Below are 16,715 nucleotides of genomic sequence, written 5' to 3'. Positions count from 1 at the left end.
CGGCCCTATCGTTGCCCCCATGACCAAGCGGATCGCAGTGGTGACCGGCGCGAGCAGCGGGATCGGGGAGGCGTCGGCCCGGCGGCTCGCGGCGGACGGCTTCGAGGTGATCTGCGCGGCGCGTCGAACCGACCGGATCGACGGACTGGCCCGCGAGATCGGCGGACGCGCGGTGCGCTGCGATGTGACGTCGAGCGCGGACGTGGCCGCGCTCGCCGAGGCGGCGGGCGACCGGATCGACCTGCTCTTCGCGAACGCCGGCGGCGCCTACGGCCTCGACCCGGTGGCCACGGCCGATCTCGATGACTGGCGGAAGATGTACGAGGTCAACGTGATCGGCGTCGCCGCGACGATCAAGGCGCTGCTTCCCGCGCTGACCGCCGGGCACGGCACGATCCTCGCGACCGGGTCGTACGCCGCCTGGGCGCCGTACGAGGGCGGCGCGGGCTATTGCGGCGTGAAGGCGGCGGTGCAGGCGCTGATGGGGTCGCTGCGGCTGGAGCTGTGGGATCAGCCCGTCCGGGTCTGCGAGATCGACCCCGGGATGGTGGCAACGCCCGAGTTCAGCCTCGTGCGCCTCGGCGGCGACCAGGCGAGGGCGGACGCGGTCTACCGGGGGGTGAAGGGGCCGCTGACGGCCGAGGACATCGCCGAGTGCGTCGCGTTCGTCGCCGGTCAGCCCGAGCACGTCAACCTCGACAGCATCCTGGTGCGGCCCCGAGCGCAGGCCAGCAAGGACAAGATCGACCGCGAATGATGCAGACCGAGGAGATCCTGGCCCTCCTGCAGGAGGTCGGGGAGCAGGTCGTCACGCCGCGGTTCCGGGCCCTGTCGGCCGACCAGGTGATGGAGAAGAATCCCGGCGACCTGGTGACCGTCGCCGACCGCGAGGCGGAGGTGCTGATCACCGCGCGGCTGCGGGCGGCGTACCCCGGTGTGCTCGTCGTGGGCGAGGAGGCGGTCGCGGGTGACCCGTCGCTGCTCACCGCCGCCCGGACGACGCAGGACTTCTTCACGGTCGACCCGATCGACGGCACCAAGAACTTCGTGCACGGCTCGGTCGACCACGCCATGATGATCGGCGAGGTACGCGGGGGCCAGCCGGTGCGCGCGTGGATCTGGCAGCCCGAGCACCGGGCGGCGTACGTCGCCGAACGCGGCTCGGGCGTCTACCGCGACGGCGTGCGGCTGGAGCAGCGGGCGGCGCACGAGCCGGCGGACGGGCGTACGTCGGACCGGGCCATGATCGGCCGAACCCCGGCCGGGTTCGAGCCGCTGACCCTGACCTGGGTCAGTTGCGGGATCGACTACCCCAAGCTGGCTGTCGGCGAGTGCGACTACCTGCTCTATCGATCCGTGATGCCGTGGGACCACGTGCCGGGCTCGCTGATCGTCGCCGAGGTGGGCGGGGCCGTCGGTTACCTCGACGGTGGCGCATACGACGCGGGCAGCCTCGCGAAGCCGCTGCTCGCGGCTGCGACGCCCGAGCTGTTCGAGTCGGTCAGAGGTCCGCTTCACGACCTGCGTTGAGCTGATGGTGGCAGGCCGTGACGCGGTCCTGCCACCACCGCACGCGGTCGGGTGCGGCCGCCCACCGGTCGAGCAGCTCGCGGGAGACCTCAGGGCGGCGGACTTTCAGCGAGCCGCCCTGCGGCACCAGGCGATCCGTGGTCACGTCGCCTTCGAGCAGCTCGACCGTGCCGAGCCCGCAGGCGTGCTCCAGCGACGGCAGCGCCGCCGCGAGGGCGAGGCCGGCGGCGATGCCCACACTGGAGTCCAGCGCGCTGGAGACCACGATCGGCAGTCCGCTCTCCTGCGCGACAGCAAGGGCGGCGCGCACGCCGCCGAGAGGCGCGACCTTGACCACGGCGATGTCGGCGGCGCCGAGTCGCGCGACCCGCAGCGGGTCCTCGGCCTTGCGGATGGACTCATCGGCCGCAATACGCACGTCGACGCCTCGGTGCGCCAACAGGGCTCGCAGCTCGACCAGCTCCTCGACGGTCGCGCAGGGCTGCTCGGCGTACTCCAGCCCGTACGCCGCAAGGCGTTCGAGGGACGCGGCGGCCTCCTCCACGGGCCAGCCGCCGTTGGCATCCACCCGCACCCGACCGTCCGCGCCGAGGACGTTGCGCACCTCCGCCACTCGCGCCAGGTCGTCGGCCGGGCGCTGCCCGCGCTCGGCGACCTTCACCTTGGCGGTCGTGCAGCCGTCGTAGCGGGCGAGGACGGCGGGCACGTCGACCGCGTCGACGGCAGGGACGGTCGCGTTGACCGGGACGCTCTCGCGGACCGCGACGGGCCACTCGTCGTACGCCGCCTCGATCGCGGCCAGCAGCCATCGCGACGCCTCCGGCGGCTCGTACTCCAGGAACGGCGCGAACTCCCCGTAGCCGGACGGGCCTGCCAGGTAAGCGATCTCGCGATAGTCGATGCCGCGGAACCGGGTGCGCAGGGGGATGCTCACGACTCTCAGACCGTCGAGCAGATCCCCGAGAGCGGGTGCGTCGGCACTGCTCACGAGGCTCACTCCGGTGGTGCGTCGTGCGGCAGCGGCCCCAGGCCGGCGAAGAGCTCGACGTACGGCTCGATGTCGCCCTCCACGGTCCAGGCGCGCAGCTGGTCGGCGCTGCGGCGTGACATCAGCGCGCGGGTCAGGTCGAACTCCGAGGCCTCCACCCGCACCGCCGGCGCACCTTCGCCCGCGACGAACTGCCACGTCGGTGAACGGAGTTCGATCGTGGAGGCGCCGGTGTCACGCACCCGCTCGGCAAACCCGTCCGCCATTCGGTCGCGCAACGCGCGCAGCCCATTGGTGTCCCGGGCACCCGGGGAGTGCAGCGCGGCTCGCAGGTCCTGTTCGTGGATCACCACGTCGCCGAGCGGTCGGGTGGTGTTCGCCTGCATCCATGTCGCGAGAGGCTCGGTGAGCGAACTCCATTCGTCGACCAGAGCCGCGACGTCCCGCCCACGGCGCTGGTCGACCTGTCGGCCGGTCCACGCCTCGTTGTGGTCATCGGGCTCGTCACCGGCGAGGACGTCGGCGTCCAGACCGATCATGTGCGACAGCAGGTCGCGCACGGTCCAGTCCGGGCACGCGGGGACGATCGTCTCCGCCGCGTCCGCGGACAGCCCCTCGACCAGCTCGATGACGCGCGCCTGGGCGTCCTTCCACTCCTGCACCGCATCCATGGCACCGACAGTACGACCGGGTCGACAGCCGCGATCGGCAGGGAGTGCACCCGCACGACCGCCCGGCATACAGTCGTCCGCGTGACCGACGCAGCCGCCGACCAGCCGTTCGATCCCTCGTCCTGGGAGCCGGTGGCCGGTTTCGACCTGACCGACATCACTTATCACCGGTGCACGCTGGAGGGCCCGGCGCGCGGCACGGTCCGGATCGCCTTCGACCGTCCGGAGGTGCTGAACGCGTTCCGGCCGCACACCGTCGACGAGCTCTACCGGGTGCTCGACCACGCGCGGATGACCCCCGACGTCGGCGCGATCCTGCTCACCGGCAACGGCCCGAGCCCCAAGGACGGCAAGTGGAGTTTCTGCTCCGGCGGCGATCAGCGCATCCGCGGGCGCAGCGGATACCAGTACGCGCAGGGCGAGACCGCTGACACCGTGGACGCCGCGCGGGTCAAGGCGCAGGGCGGGCGGCTGCACATCCTGGAGGTGCAGCGGCTGATCCGCACGATGCCGAAGGTCGTGATCGCGGTCGTCGGAGGCTGGGCAGCGGGCGGCGGCCACTCGCTGCACGTGGTGTGCGATCTGACCATCGCGAGCCGCCAGCACGCGCGGTTCAAGCAGACCGACGCGGACGTCGGCTCGTTCGACGCGGGCTACGGGTCGGCGTACCTGGCCAAGCAGGTCGGCCAGAAGTTCGCGCGCGAGATCTTCTTCCTGGGCCGCACGTACGACGCGGAGGCCATGCAGCGGATGGGCGCGGTCAACATCGTGGCCGACCACGCGGAGCTCGAACGCGAGGCGATCCAGGTCGCGGCCGAGATCAACGGCAAGTCCCCGACCGCGCAGCGGATGCTGAAGTTCGCCATGAACCTCACCGACGACGGTCTGATGGGGCAGCAGGTCTTCGCGGGGGAGGCGACCCGCCTGGCGTACATGACCGACGAGGCCGTCGAGGGTCGCGATTCGTTCCTGGAGAAGCGCGACCCCGACTGGTCGCCCTACCCCTGGTACTTCTGATGAACGACCACTACGTCGACCCGACGGGACCACCGCGCACTCGCGGCTGGTGGCCGCTCGGCATCGGGCTGGTCTGTCTGCTGATCCTGGCGCCCGGATGCCTGGGCCTCGGGATCTGGACCGGCGTGCGCAGCGGCCTGGACGCCCTGCAGCACGGCCGATGGACGGCGTCGGCCCCGCAGCGGCTGGAGGCGTCGACCCGGTACGTCCTCCTGGCCTCCCGCGGCACCGCCGACCAGATCGGCGCGGGCGCGCGGTGTGGCGCACTGGACCCGTCCGGGCAGTTCATCGGCTTCGTCAGCAGCTCCGGAAGCACCATCGACGACGACACGGAGGCGGCCGCCTTCACCTCGACCACGGCGGGCAGTTACCGGCTCGACTGCGGCGACGCGTCCTTCCGGGTCGCCACCCAGAGCAATATCGACGGCCTCGGTCACGACATCGGGATCCCGGTGCTCCTCGGCTTCGCCGGTGCGGCCGTCTTCGGGCTGCTCGGGCTCGTGCTGGTGATCTTCGCGATCGTGCGGCTCGTGAGCTCCTCCGGCGAGCGCCGCCGGTGGACCCAGAGCGGGGCACCGAACCGATGGTGAGCAGCGCGCCGTTCGTCGTGGGGTTCGACCTCGACATGACTCTGGTCGACTCCCGTCAGGGGATCGTCGAATGCATGCAGCAGGTGCTGTCCGAGCGCGGTGTCACCGCACGTGACGAGCAGCTGTGGCCGCTGATCGGAGCTCCGCTGGAGGCCAACCTGGGTCGTTTCCTGCCCGATGAGCAGGTGCACGGCGCGGCCGACGACTACCGGAAGGTCTATCTGCAGCACGCCGTCCGACTGACCACCCCCCCCCCGGGGGCGGTCGAGTTGGTCGAGCTGATCCACGCCGACGGTGGGCGGGTGCTGGTGGTGAGCGCCAAGGCTCCCGCGGCGGTGCACGCGGTGCTCGAGCACGTGGGACTGCGGCCCGACGTGGTGGTCGGCGCGGTCTTCGCCGAGGACAAGGCTGTCCCGTTGCGCGCGCACGACGCGCGGATGTACGTCGGTGACCACCAGGGCGACATGTACGCCGCCCGGGCCGCGTCGGCGTACGCCGTCGGCGTGACGACCGGGCCGCACGACGAGGCGATGCTGAGAAAGGCCGGGGCCGACGCCGTCGTGCCCGACCTGGTGGCTCTGGGGGAGCGGCTCAATGAGTTCGAGCGAGCCGCCTCGACGGGTTAACCTTGTCCGTCAGCGGAAACGCGACGGAACACCCCAACACGCAGCGAACGAGTAGGTGCATCGTGCCCAGCGGCAAGGTCAAATTCTTCGATTCCGAGAAGGGCTTCGGATTCGTCTCCGGCGACGACGGCCAGGACGTCTTCCTGCCCTCCAGCGCCCTGCCCACCGGCACGACCGTGGTCAAGGGCGGCACCCGCGTGGAGTACAGCGTGGCCGAGGGCCGTCGCGGCGCGCAGGCGCTGAGCGTGAAGATCCTGGACGCCGCCCCCTCGCTCGCTGCCCGCCACCGCAAGCCCGCCGACGACATGGGCCTCATCGTCGAGGACCTGATCAAGATGCTCGACGGGCTCGGCAACGGACTGCGCCGCGGCCGCTACCCCGACAAGGCGCAGAGCGGCAAGATCGCCGCCGTCCTCCGCGCGGTCGCCGACGACCTCGAGGTCTGAGTCCATGCCCACCAAGACGCGCTCGACGCGGCCCAAGGCCGACAAGGTCCTGACCGATGCGGTCGAGGTCGCCCGCGCGGCCGCCGTCGAGATCTCCTCCGCCGAGGACGTCGGTGAGCACCTGGGTGTCGTGATGCTCGACGAGCGCCTGGCCATGCACCAGTTCGCTTGCGAGCGCAGGGGATACCAGGGTTGGCACTGGTCGATCTCCGTCGCCCGCGCCCCCCGCGCGAAGATGGCGACGGTCTGCGAGGCCAACCTGCTCCCCGGCGACCAGGCCGTCCTGTCACCCGAGTGGCTGCCGTACGCCGAGCGCCTGGCTCCCGGTGACATCGGCGCCGGCGACATCACGCCGTACATCGAGGACGACCCGCGCCTGGAGGCCGGCTTCGAGGCCACCGGCGATGAGGACGTCGACGAGACGGGCTTCTTCGAACTGGGCCTCGGACGGCCGCGCGTGCTGTCCGCGGAGGGTCGCGACGAGGCTGCGCAGCGCTGGTACGACGGCGCGCACGGGCCCACGTCCGAGATCGCCGTGAAGGCACCCGCACAGTGCACGACGTGCGGTTTCTTCCTGCCACTGGCCGGTGCGCTGCGCCAGGTCTTCGGGGTCTGCACCAATGCCTGGTCGCCGAGCGACGGCGCCGTGGTCTCCCTGGACCACGGGTGCGGCGCGCACAGCGAGATCGAGCTGGACCTACCGTCCTCCGAGCCCGAACAGGGCCACGTGCTGGACGAGTTCGCGCTGGAGGTCTCCGAGCCCGCGCCTGCTGCGCCCGAGCAGGAGCCGCCCGCCGCGGTGGAGGTCGAGCCGGCCGCGCCAGAGTCCGAACTCCCTGAGCCGACCGACGCGACCTCCGAGTCCGACGCACCGGACGACGGGCCGCAGGAGGCCTGAGGTTCGCCACACCCGATCGCGCTCCACGCTGACGGCGTACGCGTTCGTTGACGGTGTTCGAACGCCGTCGATGAACGTAAACGCCGTCAGCGTCACGCTGCGGGCCGCTGTCCGGGCCAGGTGGGCATCAGTCCGGGAGTGAGGTCCCAGGTGACGCCGGTGGTGGTGACCTGGGCGGTGAGGAGGTCGCGGTGCACGATCGTGTGATGTCGCGCGCAGAGCAGTGCCGCGTTGCCGAGGTTCGTTTCGCCGCCGGCCCACCAGGGCGTCACATGATGTGCATCGCACCAGTCCGGTGGTCGGTCACAGCCGGGGAACGTGCAGTGCCGGTCTCGGTGGATGATGGCCGTTCTGAGTCCTCCGGTGAAGAGGCGTTTGGCGCGCCCGACGTCCAAGGGTTCGGAGTCGGTGCCGAGGACTGCGGGGATGAGATCCGCATCGCACGCGAGTCGGCGGAGAGTGCCGGCGTCGAGGTGATCGCCGTCGGTGGTGCGCCCGATACCCGGCAGGTACGTCGGTGCGGATCTGCCGTCGTCTGAACCATGTTGGCTGAGCCGACCCGTTTCGCGGAGTCCCTCGTACAGAGTGTTCAAGTCCAGGGTGACCAGGATCTTCGCGGTCCCGCCGAATTCTCCGACCGGCCGCGAGCTGGTGCCGTCGAGGACACCCGCGGCGGTGTCGACCAAGCGCACCAGGGCGTCCGCGCGTCGTTTGGCCGGCGTGCGGGTGTCTCGCTCGGCCACGCTGGTGCCGGCCTGGGCTTCCACGGGCGCGGGTGCGGACAGGGCGCGCAGGGCGTGCTTGACCATGGCGGCGTGCCCGCTCGAGAGTTCGGCCACGAACCGGGTCAACCCGGACGGTAGGTCGGCCCAGAACACCGACTCGCAGTCCTGCTGACGCTCCTCATCGCGTACCAGCTGCTGCGGCGCGTATTCCCCCAGGATCCGGGTGGTCAGCTCCCGCAACGTGCGCGCGCCGTAGTCCGACAACGACAGGTACCGGCCCAGCAGGTCATCACGGTCGGCGGTCGGCAGTTGCGGAAGGATCAGCGGGACCTGGCGTAACGCGGCAGTAGCCACCGGCACACTCGCCGACCCATCGGCCAGCGCGTCAACAACCACCTGATTGCGCGGGTCCGCACAGTCCACGCCCACGACACCGACCCGGCGCACCACCGCCGGGTCCACCCCGGTCGCCTGCCGCGCGACCCACGCGGGAGCGCCGGTCGCGGTGGAGTTCGCCACCGTCCCGCGGCCCAGCGCATCCGCGGTCGCCAGCGCTGCGACGTTCTCAGCACGAGCCGTGATCCGCAGCATGCTTCCGACCACCTCACCCAGGGCCGCTTCGTCCAGTTGCCACAGAGCATCCGGCCACTCCTCCAGCCCGGCAGCGAACTCGCCCAGCAGAGCCATCAACCGGTTACCGGTACCCGGCGCAGCAGGGCGCCAGTGCTCAGTTGTCGACTGCGCCATGGCCCCTCCTGCGACTGCTGGTTCCTGCCCCGTTTCTACACCCTGAATCATACGCGTGTTCGATATATCAGGCAAGAGGTCGAACCGCGAAAAGCACTGCCAATGTTCGCGATCCGAGCTTGAGTTATCCACATCCCCCTGCGCCGAGGTGACATTTTTCGGGGTTGTCCACACCCAGAGCGGACATCACGAGCCGACGGTGGATCGCCGACTGACCGCGACCGATGACGGGGTCCGCGACGGGGGTGCTAGGCCGGGTCCTAGGTCTAAAAATCAGCGAAAGTTAGGTCTGAGATGGATGGGTCCTACACACCGCTGAACCCGACGATTGGCGTGCCGGCAGTCGCCGGCCTCAACAGCTGGTGAGGGCCCGCGCTCACACCCTCAGCAAAGAGGGGACCGCACGCGTGGGGTGGCCGGGGGTGTTCTCCCGGCCACCAGGCATATGACCTCCGGGCACCCGCCGCACGCCGCGAACGTCCGGCGAGAAGCAGATGAACAACCGTGTCAACGCGGGCACCGAGCCGTGCGCGACTCCTATGATCCGATCGTGAGCGGTCGCTCACGCCGTCTCCCGATAAGGATCACCTCATGCTGAAGACGCTCGCGGCGGTCGCAGGTGCGACCGCGCTCGCCGGTACCGGCATCACCCTGGCGGCCGCACCCGCCCACGCTGCCGCCCACCCTGCGGGCTCGATCTTCCTGCACGGCACCAGCCGCCAGGCGCACTTCTGGTCGCGCAGCGACTGCGAGTCGCACGCCAAGTGGGAGGTCGGCCAGGTCACCAAGGCTTCCGCGACCGCGACCCTCCTGCCGGGCACCCAGGACTCGGATTTCCAGGGCCCGGAGCTGCGCTTCAACTGCTATCCCGTACGCGGCGCGCAGTGGACCTATCTCACGGCGTACACGTCGAAGACGGGCAACCCGGTCGCCTCCACCGACATCTACGTCGACACCTCCAACCGGCTGTCCGACCTGCAAAACGGCGTGAAGACGGTCGATTCCGAGAACGTCTGGTCCTACGAGCATTCCGTCAGCAAGCGCGCGTCGTCCACCGACGTGGCGACCTGCGACAAATACCTGAACTACTTCGTCAACCTGGTCAAGGTGAACCCGCACGCCCGTACCGTCGCCGCGGACACCGCGTGCGAGGTCGACAACGGCACCATCAGCTACTACGTCGACTACGCCGCGACGACCGCCACCGCCGGACTGCTGAGCGACAAGCCGCTCCCGACCAGCGAGGCGCCGCAACCGCAGCCGATGCTCGACGCATTGGGCTACGACTACCCCTTGGCGCAGGACGCCCACCAGGCGCACACGCACGCGTGGCGCGTCCGCCACTGACCGGCGGATGAGAACGGCCGGTCGGGGGTCCCCGACCGGCCGTTCCTCGTGTGCGCAGCTCAATCGCGTGCGGGCGCACGCCATTTGCGCTCGAAGGGAAGCCGCCAGGCTCGCGGGGCGATGAGCTGGTGGATCTGATTCGGACCCCATGAGCCGAGCGCGTAGGGCCGCACCGGCGGCGGGTTGTCGAGCAGGGGTTCGGAGATCTCCCACAGCCGCTCGATGCCCTCGGCCGAGGTGAACAGCGTGTGGTCACCTCGGATCGCGTCGTAGATGAGCCGCTCGTAGGCCTCCAGCACCGACCCGGCCCAGCTGGTGTCCTGGTAGGCGAACTGCATCGAGAGCTTGTCGAGGCGGAAGCCGGGTCCGGGCCGCTTGCCGTAGAACGACAGCGAGAGCTTGGCCTTGTCCGCGAGGTCGAAGGTCAGGTGGTCCGGGCCGTTCTGTCCGACACCGGAACCGGACGGGAACATCGACTTCGGCGGTTCCTTGAACGCGACCGAGATGATCCGCTGGCCCTCGGACAGCTTCTTGCCGGTGCGCAGATAGAACGGGACGCCGGCCCACCGCCAGTTGTCGATGTAGGCCTTCAGGGCGATGAACGTCTCGGTCTCCGACTCCGGAGCGACGCCCTTCTCGTCGCGGTAGCCCTGGTACTGACCGCGTACGACGTCGTTGGGGTTGATCGGCTGCATCGACCGGAAGACCTTGTTCTTCTCCTCGGTGATCGCCTGGGGCAGTAGCGCGGTCGGTGGCTCCATGGCAGTGAACGCCAGCACCTGGAAGAGGTGGGTCACGACCATGTCCCGGTAGGCGCCGGTGCCCTCGTAGAAGGACGCCCGCTGTTCCAGGCCGAGGGTCTCCGGCACGTCGATCTGGATGTGCTCGATGTTGTTGCGGTGCCAGATCGGCTCGAAGAGTCCATTCGCGAAGCGGAACGCCAGGATGTTGAGCGCCGCCTCCTTGCCGAGGAAGTGGTCGATGCGGAAGACCTGGTCCTCGTCGAAGAACTCGTGGACCGCGGCGTTGAGCGCCACGGCGCTCGCGAGGTCGGTGCCGAACGGCTTCTCCATGACGATCCGGCTGCCCTCGGCCAACCCCGCCTCGGCGAGCGTGCGGGTCACCGCCAGCGCAGCCTTCGGCGGCACGCTCAGGTAGTGCAGGCGCTGCGGCGGGAGGGTGCCGGTGACCTCGGCCTCCGCTTCGGCCACGGTCTTGGCCAGTCCTTGAGGACCCGCCGACCCGGGCACGTAGTAGACGCGCTTGGCGAAGGCCTGCCAGACCTTGTCGTCGCGGTTGTGCACCGAGAACTCGTCGATGGAGCGCGACGCGAGGTCGATGAACTCCTCGCGGGTCATCTCCTCCAGCGACGTGGCGACGAGCCGGATGTCGCCGAGCAGCCGGGAGTGGAAGAGGTGCAGCAGGCCCGGGAGGAGTTTGCGCTTGGCCAGATCGCCGGTGGCGCCGAAGAGCACGACGGTTGCCGTGCGGTCGGCCACGTTGTCAGTGGACGTCTCGGAAACCATGGGCAGCCTCTCGGGAGAAGGAGTTTCGCCGGATCATGCCGCGCTCGCATTGCCGCGCCCGCGTCGTACGTAGGCAAGCCCCAGCGCGCCGAGGAGGAGGCCGGACAACGCTGCCCACGGCCACCAGTGACGGTCGTCGCTGTGCAGAGCAGGCACGGCGAGCGTGGCTACGAGCGCGATCGCCCACAGCACGAGACCGACGATGATGATGTGCGGGGTGTCGACCTGCAGCGGCTCGATCTGCGCATCCTGCCCGGGCTCCCGGCCCACGTCCTGGCTCACGGATGCCAGCCTAGCGGCGCCCGGTCAGCGCGCACCGGACGGAGCAGTGTCCCCAAGATCCTCGGCGTCGACGATCCGGTAGGCGTAGCCCTGCTCGGCGAGGAACCGCTGGCGGTGCGCCGCGAACTCCGCGTCGACGGTGTCACGGGCGACGACCGTATAGAAGTGCGCGGTGCCGTGGTCGCGCTTGGGGCGCAGCACGCGCCCGAGGCGTTGCGCCTCCTCCTGGCGTGACCCGAAGGTGCCGGACACCTGGATCGCGACGCTCGCCTCGGGCAGGTCGATGGAGAAGTTCGCCACCTTGCTCACGACGAGCAGGGTGATCTCGCCGTCGCGGAACTGCTGGAAGAGCTTCTGGCGTACGGCGACCGTCGTCTCGCCGGTGATGATGTCGGCGTTCAACCGGCCGGCGAGAGTGTCGAGCTGGTCGAGGTACTGGCCGATCACCAGGGTGGGCGCGCCGGCGTGCCGGGCGACCAGCTGCTCCACGACCGGGTTCTTGACCTCCGAGCAGGACGCGAACCGGTAGCGGTCCTCGGGCTCGGTCGTGGCGTAGACCAGCCGATCGTGCTCGGGCAGCGTGACCCGCACCTCGACGCAGTCGGCGGGGGCGATGTAGCCCTGGTTCTCGATGTCCTTCCACGGCGCGTCGAAGCGCTTCGGCCCGATGAGGCTGAACACGTCGGACTCACGGCCGTCCTCGCGTACGAGGGTCGCGGTCAGACCGAGGCGACGCCGGGCCTGCAGGTCGGCGGTCATCCGGAAGATCGGGGCCGGCAGCAGGTGTACCTCGTCGTAGAGGACGAGGCCCCAGTCGCGGGCGTCGAGCAGTTCCAGGTGCGGGAAGACGCCCTTCCGCTTGTGCGTGAGCACCTGGTACGTCGCGATGGTGACGGGGCGGATCTCCTTGCGTGCGCCGCTGTACTCGCCGATCTCGTCCTCGGTCAGTGAGGTGCGCTTCAGCAGTTCCTCGCGCCACTGCCGGGCCGAGACCGTGTTGGTCACCAGGATCAACGTGGTGGCCTTGGCGCGTGCCATCGCGCCCGCGCCCACCAGCGTCTTGCCGGCGCCGCAGGGAAGCACGACGACGCCGGACCCGCCGTGCCAGAACCCGTCGACGGCCTGCTCCTGATAGGGCCGCAGCGACCACTCGGTGGTGTCGAGGGAGATCTCGTGGGCCTCACCGTCGACGTACCCGGCGCGGTCCTCGGCGGGCCAGCCCACCTTGATGAGCTGCTGCTTGATCGCGCCGCGCTCGCTGGGATGCACCGCCACGGTGAGGTCGTCGAGCCGCGCGCCGACCATGGGCGCGATCTTCTTGTGCCGCAGCACTTCCTCGAGCACCGGTTTGTCGGTGGAGGTCAGCACCAGCTGGTCGTGCTCGCGCTTCTCCAGCACGAGGCGGCCGTACCGGTCCATCGTCTCGGCGATGTCGATCAGCAGGGCGTTGGGCACGGGGTAGCGGCTGAAGCGGACCAGGGCGTCGACGACCTGCTCGGCATCGTGCCCGGCCGCACGCGCGTTCCACAGCCCGAGCGGGGTGACCCGGTAGGTGTGGATGTGCTCGGGTGCGCGTTCGAGCTCGGCGAAGGGGGCGATCGCGCGGCGCGCCGCGGTCGCGTCGGGGTGGTCGATCTCCAGCAGCACCGTCTTGTCGCTCTGCACGATCAGGGGTCCGTCGGTCATACCTGCTCTTTCGCCTCGGGGTTCGCCCGTACAACGCATCGGGCGGCGCCGATCTTCCGGCGCCGCCCGATGGGAACTGTCTGCGAGGTCAGAACGTCGAGCTGTAGCTGGGAGAGTTCCCGTAGTCGTCGTTGTAACTGCTGGAGTGGCTCCCGAACTCACCCACGGCGAAGAGCACGACTAAAGCGATGACCGCGAGCGCGACGAGGACGCCGAAGACGATCCACCCGATCTTCGCGAGCCGAGCCGCGCCGCCCGGGTCGTTGGATTGCTTGGTGAGCGCGATGATGCCCAGGATCAGCGAGGGAACGCCGGCCCCGCAGCACAGGAAGATCGACAGCCCCGACACGACCGTCAACACGATCGCCGAGGTGTTGCTGCCGTTGCCCTGGGTGGCGGGTGGGGAGTAGTAGCCCTGCTGTCCGTAACCACCCTGGCCGTACGCGTCGTACCCGCCCTGCGGCGCGCCGTACGGGTCCTTCTCCGTCTGGCCGTAGGGCGCCGACTGGCCGTACTGCGGAGCGCTGCCGTACTGCGGCGCCGATTGGCCGTACTGGGGCGCGCTGCCGTACTGCGGCGTCGACTCGCCGTACTGAGGGGGCGGGGCCTGCCCGTACTGGGGCGCGCTGCCGTACTGCGGCGTGGACTGTCCGTAGGACGATCCGGACGATTCGCCGTACGGGGCGGCGGAGGGCGGCGCTGACCAGCCGTTGCCGCTCTGGGTGCTCCCCGAGTCGTCTCCCTGCCCCTGCTCCTCCACGTGCGGCACGCCCTGGGTCGGCTGCTCGTGGATGGGTTCCTGCGAGCCGTCGTAGGGCGGCTGGTTGCTCATCGTGATCTCCCGGTGCTGGCGTGAGCGGCAAGCATCGCACGAAGGCAGGGCCGCAACGGGATGCGAGCCGGTGGCGCCGAGGTCAACCGTTCTGGGAGCGCTGGAGCGAGACCCAGTCCCGCAGTGCGGCTGCGGTGGTCGTGACGTCCTGTTCCGTGGTGTTGATCACCTCGACCATCCACGAGGGACCCGTCCCGGCACCCGGCAGCCACCGGTCCCAGCGCATCCCGGCTGCGGCGCCCTCGGTGAGGACCTCGGGGTGGAACGCCGCGTCGACGGCGTGGGCACGATGCCACCGCGCCCACCCGACGAAGGCGCGCTTCTCCTCCCTGGACCACTTCCCCGGATCGCGCTCCTCCAGGCGGCGCCATCGGGTGGGGTCCTCGACGTCCATCAGGAGCACCGCGGTGGGCAGTCGGTCGGCCTCGGGCACAGCCAGGAGTTCGCCGATGGGGGACTGACCCGTGAGCAGCAGGTCGGTGCCCGTTTGCTCGAGCCGGATCGCCTCCTGCACCCAGCGACGCAGGTCGCGCTGGCGCCAGGCGGTGTCCGCGTCGCTCGGTACGCCGTGTTCGTCGCTGTCGTGCACGGCCAGTTGCGGCAGGTCGGCACAGAGCCGCGCGGCCGTGGTCTGGCCCGAGCAACTCGATCCGGTCACCAGCAACAGCACGATTCGACGATGTCATGCGGCGACCGGCGTTACGCCTGGGCCGGTGACGTCAGATGGGCAGCTGGGGTTCGTCGTCTCGGAGGCGCTCGGCGGCTGTGACGGCGGCGAGAACGTGGTGGGCGGCGTCGACCACGGCGTCGGGATGGGTCGTGGGCACCATGTGCGCGGCGCCTCGAACAGTGCTCAGGTGGCCGCCCGACGCGCTCTGCACCGTGGCCGACCACTCCTTCGCCGCGATCTGGTCCCGCTCTCCCCGCACGATCGCCACCGGTGCCTGCACCGAGCGGAGGGCGTGATCGGTGCGGAAGGGGCGTACGGCGTTCATGCCGCGGATCATGCTCCCCGGCCCCGTGCGCGCCCACTGTCGGAACAGTGCGGGCAGCTGCCACCACGGCTCCCGGACCGCCGTACGAGCCCACTGCACCAACAACCGGGGCCACGACGCGGCAGCGGGATCGGTCACCGGTCCTACGAGGACCAGGCCGACCACATCGCCTGAACGGGAGGCGAGGTCGGCAGCGATCGGGCAACTCGCGGAGTGCGCGACCAGGATCAGCGGAGCGTTCCGGGGCAGGCGCCGCGCGAGCAGCGCCGCCTGGGCCTCCACCCGCAGGTCGAGACCGCGGCGAGCCGGCTGCCCCATCGTCGGTAGCACCACCACGACGCTGTCCCGATCGAGACGGGCGCGTACCCGCTCCCACTCCTGCTCGTCCAGGCCGAGGCCGGGTACGAAGACGACCAGTGGGTTCCCCATGATGCCGCCGACTCTGTCAGACAGGCGCCACCCCTTCGACCATCACCCTGCGGCCCCGGCGACCTGCAGTGCCTCGTCGGCCGGGCAGGGGAGGTCGGGGGTGACTCCGGCGCCTTCCCAGTTCCCGCCGGTGCGGGCGATGACGGAGCGCGCCACAGGGATCTGACAGATGAGCCCCTCGGCCAGCGTGAAGCGTTCGACCGGGTGCGCACCGCCCCTGTCCGCTCGCCGATCACGCGGGCACGCCCGTTCGCCTGCAGGACGTAGGCCAGGTCCTCGCCACCGGAGAACGTGCGGTGGGAGGTCAGGATGTCCACCGGGCCGTCGTACGCGGAGGTCCGCGGCCTGCTGAGGTAGTCGACGGTCGGCTGGTGGCGATGCTCGAACCAGCCCAGTAGGACCGGCTCCGCGCCCAGCAGCCAGCCGTGGATCATCGCGATCGTGTCGGTGTCACCTCCACCGCAGGCCCGCAGGTCGATGACGAGCCGCTCCGCGCCGGCGACCAACGCGCACATCGCGTCGATGCAGGTCTCGGCGCGATCCGCGTCGTCCAGGTACGGGCTGATCGTGACGACGGCGATGCCATCGAGGCAACGCTGCACCCCGGCGATCCCCGCGGCCGGAGGGCGCGGTGCCGGTGCCTGCACGGTCGCGGCCCGCAGACTGAGGTGCCGGTCGGGGATCAACTGGTGGATGCGGGCGTTGACGGCATCGCGGTCCGGTACGAGCGCCGCGAGCTCGGCCGAGTGCTGACGCAGGAGTCCTGCGTATCGGGCCGCATCGGCCTCGAGAACGTAGTGGTGCTCGACCAGGTCTGCCATCTCATCGAAGATCGTCATCGGCACAGGATCGAAGGCTCTTGACGCTCACGCCAGTCCAGTTGACGCTTCGGGGGTGAGCACTGACGTACCGGATGCTTTGAACGTGTCGACGCCTGAACAGCACGAGGCGATGCGGCACCCGTCACGGCACCGCATCACCCTGGCCCTCGGCATCGAACCCATGACGGTCAGCGCCCTTTCGCGCGAGCTGGCGATGAACAAGGGCAACGTCGCCCACCACGTCAAGGTGTTGGTGGACGCCGGCCTCGTGAGGCGTGTCGGCACACGGACCGGCCGTGGCGGCACCGGGACGCTCTACGCGCGCGCCGGTCGATCACTGCACTTCCACGACCGTGACGCGACGACCGGCATGCTCGGCGCGGTCCGGGCCGGACTGGATGCGGATCCGCAGTCCTTCGCGTTCCTGCGCGCGGTGCGTCTGACGCCCGTCCAGACCCGCGAACTGACCGCGCACCTCGAACGATGGGTCGCGGGCCTGCCCGCCGACGACTCCGGATCTCTCGTGAACGTCTTCGTCGCCGTCGCTCGCGGCTGACGT

General features: G+C 70.1%; 19 protein-coding genes and 1 pseudogene. 10 read left to right on the top strand and 10 right to left on the bottom strand.

Annotation, left to right across the window (positions count from 1 at the left end; translation table 11 throughout):
- The first annotated feature begins 19 nt into the window (after nt 1-19).
- A complete protein-coding gene (locus LVQ62_RS00755; protein WP_233763738.1) occupies nt 20-757 on the top strand; it encodes an SDR family oxidoreductase in 738 nt (245 codons plus the stop codon).
- Nucleotides 754-1,530 carry an inositol monophosphatase gene (locus tag LVQ62_RS00750; RefSeq protein WP_233763735.1) on the top strand — a complete coding sequence of 259 codons (777 nt, stop codon included), beginning with the start codon at nt 754-756 and terminating at the stop codon, nt 1,528-1,530. The genes LVQ62_RS00755 and LVQ62_RS00750 overlap by 4 nt, the downstream gene beginning before the upstream one ends.
- Here the strand turns inward: LVQ62_RS00750 and LVQ62_RS00745 are convergent.
- Together LVQ62_RS00745 and LVQ62_RS00740 are read right to left on the bottom strand one after the other, a co-directional pair.
- Nucleotides 1,502-2,527 (bottom strand): o-succinylbenzoate synthase, encoded by a 1,026-nt coding sequence (locus LVQ62_RS00745; RefSeq protein WP_370639652.1) that lies wholly within the window; start codon nt 2,525-2,527, stop codon nt 1,502-1,504. The two genes, LVQ62_RS00750 and LVQ62_RS00745, sit on opposite strands and share 29 nt — an antisense overlap.
- A complete protein-coding gene (locus LVQ62_RS00740) occupies nt 2,524-3,189 on the bottom strand; it encodes a maleylpyruvate isomerase family mycothiol-dependent enzyme (protein ID WP_233763725.1) in 666 nt (221 codons plus the stop codon). The genes LVQ62_RS00745 and LVQ62_RS00740 overlap by 4 nt, the downstream gene beginning before the upstream one ends.
- Before the next feature lie 81 nt (nt 3,190-3,270).
- On the opposite strand from LVQ62_RS00740, the gene LVQ62_RS00735 reads away from it, so the two are divergent.
- From LVQ62_RS00735 to LVQ62_RS00715, 5 genes are all read left to right on the top strand, one after another.
- A complete protein-coding gene (locus LVQ62_RS00735; protein WP_233763723.1) occupies nt 3,271-4,206 on the top strand; it encodes a 1,4-dihydroxy-2-naphthoyl-CoA synthase in 936 nt (311 codons plus the stop codon).
- Nucleotides 4,206-4,796, top strand: a complete 591-nt coding sequence (locus LVQ62_RS00730) for a hypothetical protein (RefSeq protein WP_233763721.1) — start codon at nt 4,206-4,208, stop codon at nt 4,794-4,796. Before LVQ62_RS00735 ends, LVQ62_RS00730 begins: the two co-directional genes overlap by 1 nt.
- Nucleotides 4,790-5,422 carry an HAD family hydrolase gene (locus tag LVQ62_RS00725; protein ID WP_233763719.1) on the top strand — a complete coding sequence of 211 codons (633 nt, stop codon included), beginning with the start codon at nt 4,790-4,792 and terminating at the stop codon, nt 5,420-5,422. Before LVQ62_RS00730 ends, LVQ62_RS00725 begins: the two co-directional genes overlap by 7 nt.
- Nucleotides 5,423-5,484: 62 nt before the next feature.
- A complete protein-coding gene (locus LVQ62_RS00720) occupies nt 5,485-5,868 on the top strand; it encodes a cold-shock protein (RefSeq protein WP_233763717.1) in 384 nt (127 codons plus the stop codon).
- Between the two features lie 4 nt (nt 5,869-5,872).
- A complete protein-coding gene (locus tag LVQ62_RS00715) occupies nt 5,873-6,766 on the top strand; it encodes a DUF3027 domain-containing protein (protein ID WP_233763710.1) in 894 nt (297 codons plus the stop codon).
- A 92-nt stretch (nt 6,767-6,858) separates the two neighbouring features.
- On the opposite strand, the gene LVQ62_RS00710 is transcribed toward LVQ62_RS00715, so the two are convergent.
- Nucleotides 6,859-8,238, bottom strand: a complete 1,380-nt coding sequence (locus tag LVQ62_RS00710) for an HNH endonuclease signature motif containing protein (protein ID WP_233763702.1) — start codon at nt 8,236-8,238, stop codon at nt 6,859-6,861.
- 591 nt (nt 8,239-8,829) lie between these two features.
- Here LVQ62_RS00710 and LVQ62_RS00705 point away from each other — a divergent pair.
- Entirely contained in the window at nt 8,830-9,585 is a 756-nt protein-coding gene (locus tag LVQ62_RS00705) for a hypothetical protein (RefSeq protein ID WP_233763700.1), read from the top strand.
- Between the two features lie 59 nt (nt 9,586-9,644).
- On the opposite strand, the gene zwf is transcribed toward LVQ62_RS00705, so the two are convergent.
- From zwf to LVQ62_RS17660, 7 genes and pseudogenes are all read right to left on the bottom strand, one after another.
- Nucleotides 9,645-11,084: a glucose-6-phosphate dehydrogenase gene (gene zwf / locus LVQ62_RS00700; RefSeq protein ID WP_233763698.1), complete on the bottom strand. Its 1,440-nt coding sequence runs from the start codon at nt 11,082-11,084 to the stop codon at nt 9,645-9,647.
- A 60-nt stretch (nt 11,085-11,144) separates the two neighbouring features.
- Complete coding sequence (locus LVQ62_RS00695; protein ID WP_233763696.1) at nt 11,145-11,393, bottom strand: DUF2530 domain-containing protein; 249 nt, start codon at nt 11,391-11,393, stop codon at nt 11,145-11,147.
- Nucleotides 11,394-11,417: 24 nt separating this feature from the next.
- Nucleotides 11,418-13,079 (bottom strand): DNA repair helicase XPB, encoded by a 1,662-nt coding sequence (locus LVQ62_RS00690; RefSeq protein WP_233763687.1) that lies wholly within the window; start codon nt 13,077-13,079, stop codon nt 11,418-11,420.
- Nucleotides 13,080-13,167: 88 nt separating this feature from the next.
- The gene (locus LVQ62_RS00685) at nt 13,168-13,911 is read right to left on the bottom strand and encodes a DUF4190 domain-containing protein (RefSeq protein ID WP_233763685.1); all 744 of its coding nucleotides are present in this window, start codon (nt 13,909-13,911) and stop codon (nt 13,168-13,170) included.
- 82 nt (nt 13,912-13,993) lie between these two features.
- Entirely contained in the window at nt 13,994-14,581 is a 588-nt protein-coding gene (locus LVQ62_RS00680; protein WP_233763681.1) for a hypothetical protein, read from the bottom strand.
- 49 nt (nt 14,582-14,630) lie between these two features.
- Nucleotides 14,631-15,335: an alpha/beta fold hydrolase gene (locus tag LVQ62_RS00675; protein WP_233763679.1), complete on the bottom strand. Its 705-nt coding sequence runs from the start codon at nt 15,333-15,335 to the stop codon at nt 14,631-14,633.
- 221 nt (nt 15,336-15,556) lie between these two features.
- Nucleotides 15,557-15,859: pseudogene (locus LVQ62_RS17660) on the bottom strand (S41 family peptidase); the annotation flags it as partial.
- On the opposite strand from LVQ62_RS17660, the gene LVQ62_RS00670 reads away from it, so the two are divergent.
- On the top strand, nt 15,761-16,198 hold the full coding sequence (locus tag LVQ62_RS00670) for a hypothetical protein (RefSeq protein WP_233763670.1): 438 nt from the start codon (nt 15,761-15,763) through the stop codon (nt 16,196-16,198). The pseudogene LVQ62_RS17660 and the gene LVQ62_RS00670 overlap by 99 nt on opposite strands.
- Before the next feature lie 31 nt (nt 16,199-16,229).
- The gene (locus tag LVQ62_RS00665; protein WP_208051525.1) at nt 16,230-16,712 is read left to right on the top strand and encodes a transcriptional regulator; all 483 of its coding nucleotides are present in this window, start codon (nt 16,230-16,232) and stop codon (nt 16,710-16,712) included.
- Nucleotides 16,713-16,715: the final 3 nt, after the last annotated feature.

Origin of the sequence: Allobranchiibius sp. GilTou73 (assembly GCF_021391335.1) — a bacterium.
Taxonomy (GTDB): domain Bacteria; phylum Actinomycetota; class Actinomycetes; order Actinomycetales; family Dermatophilaceae; genus Allobranchiibius; species Allobranchiibius huperziae.
The sequence above is the reverse complement of the archived record's forward strand: the minus strand, read 5'-3'. Positions and strand labels throughout refer to the sequence as shown.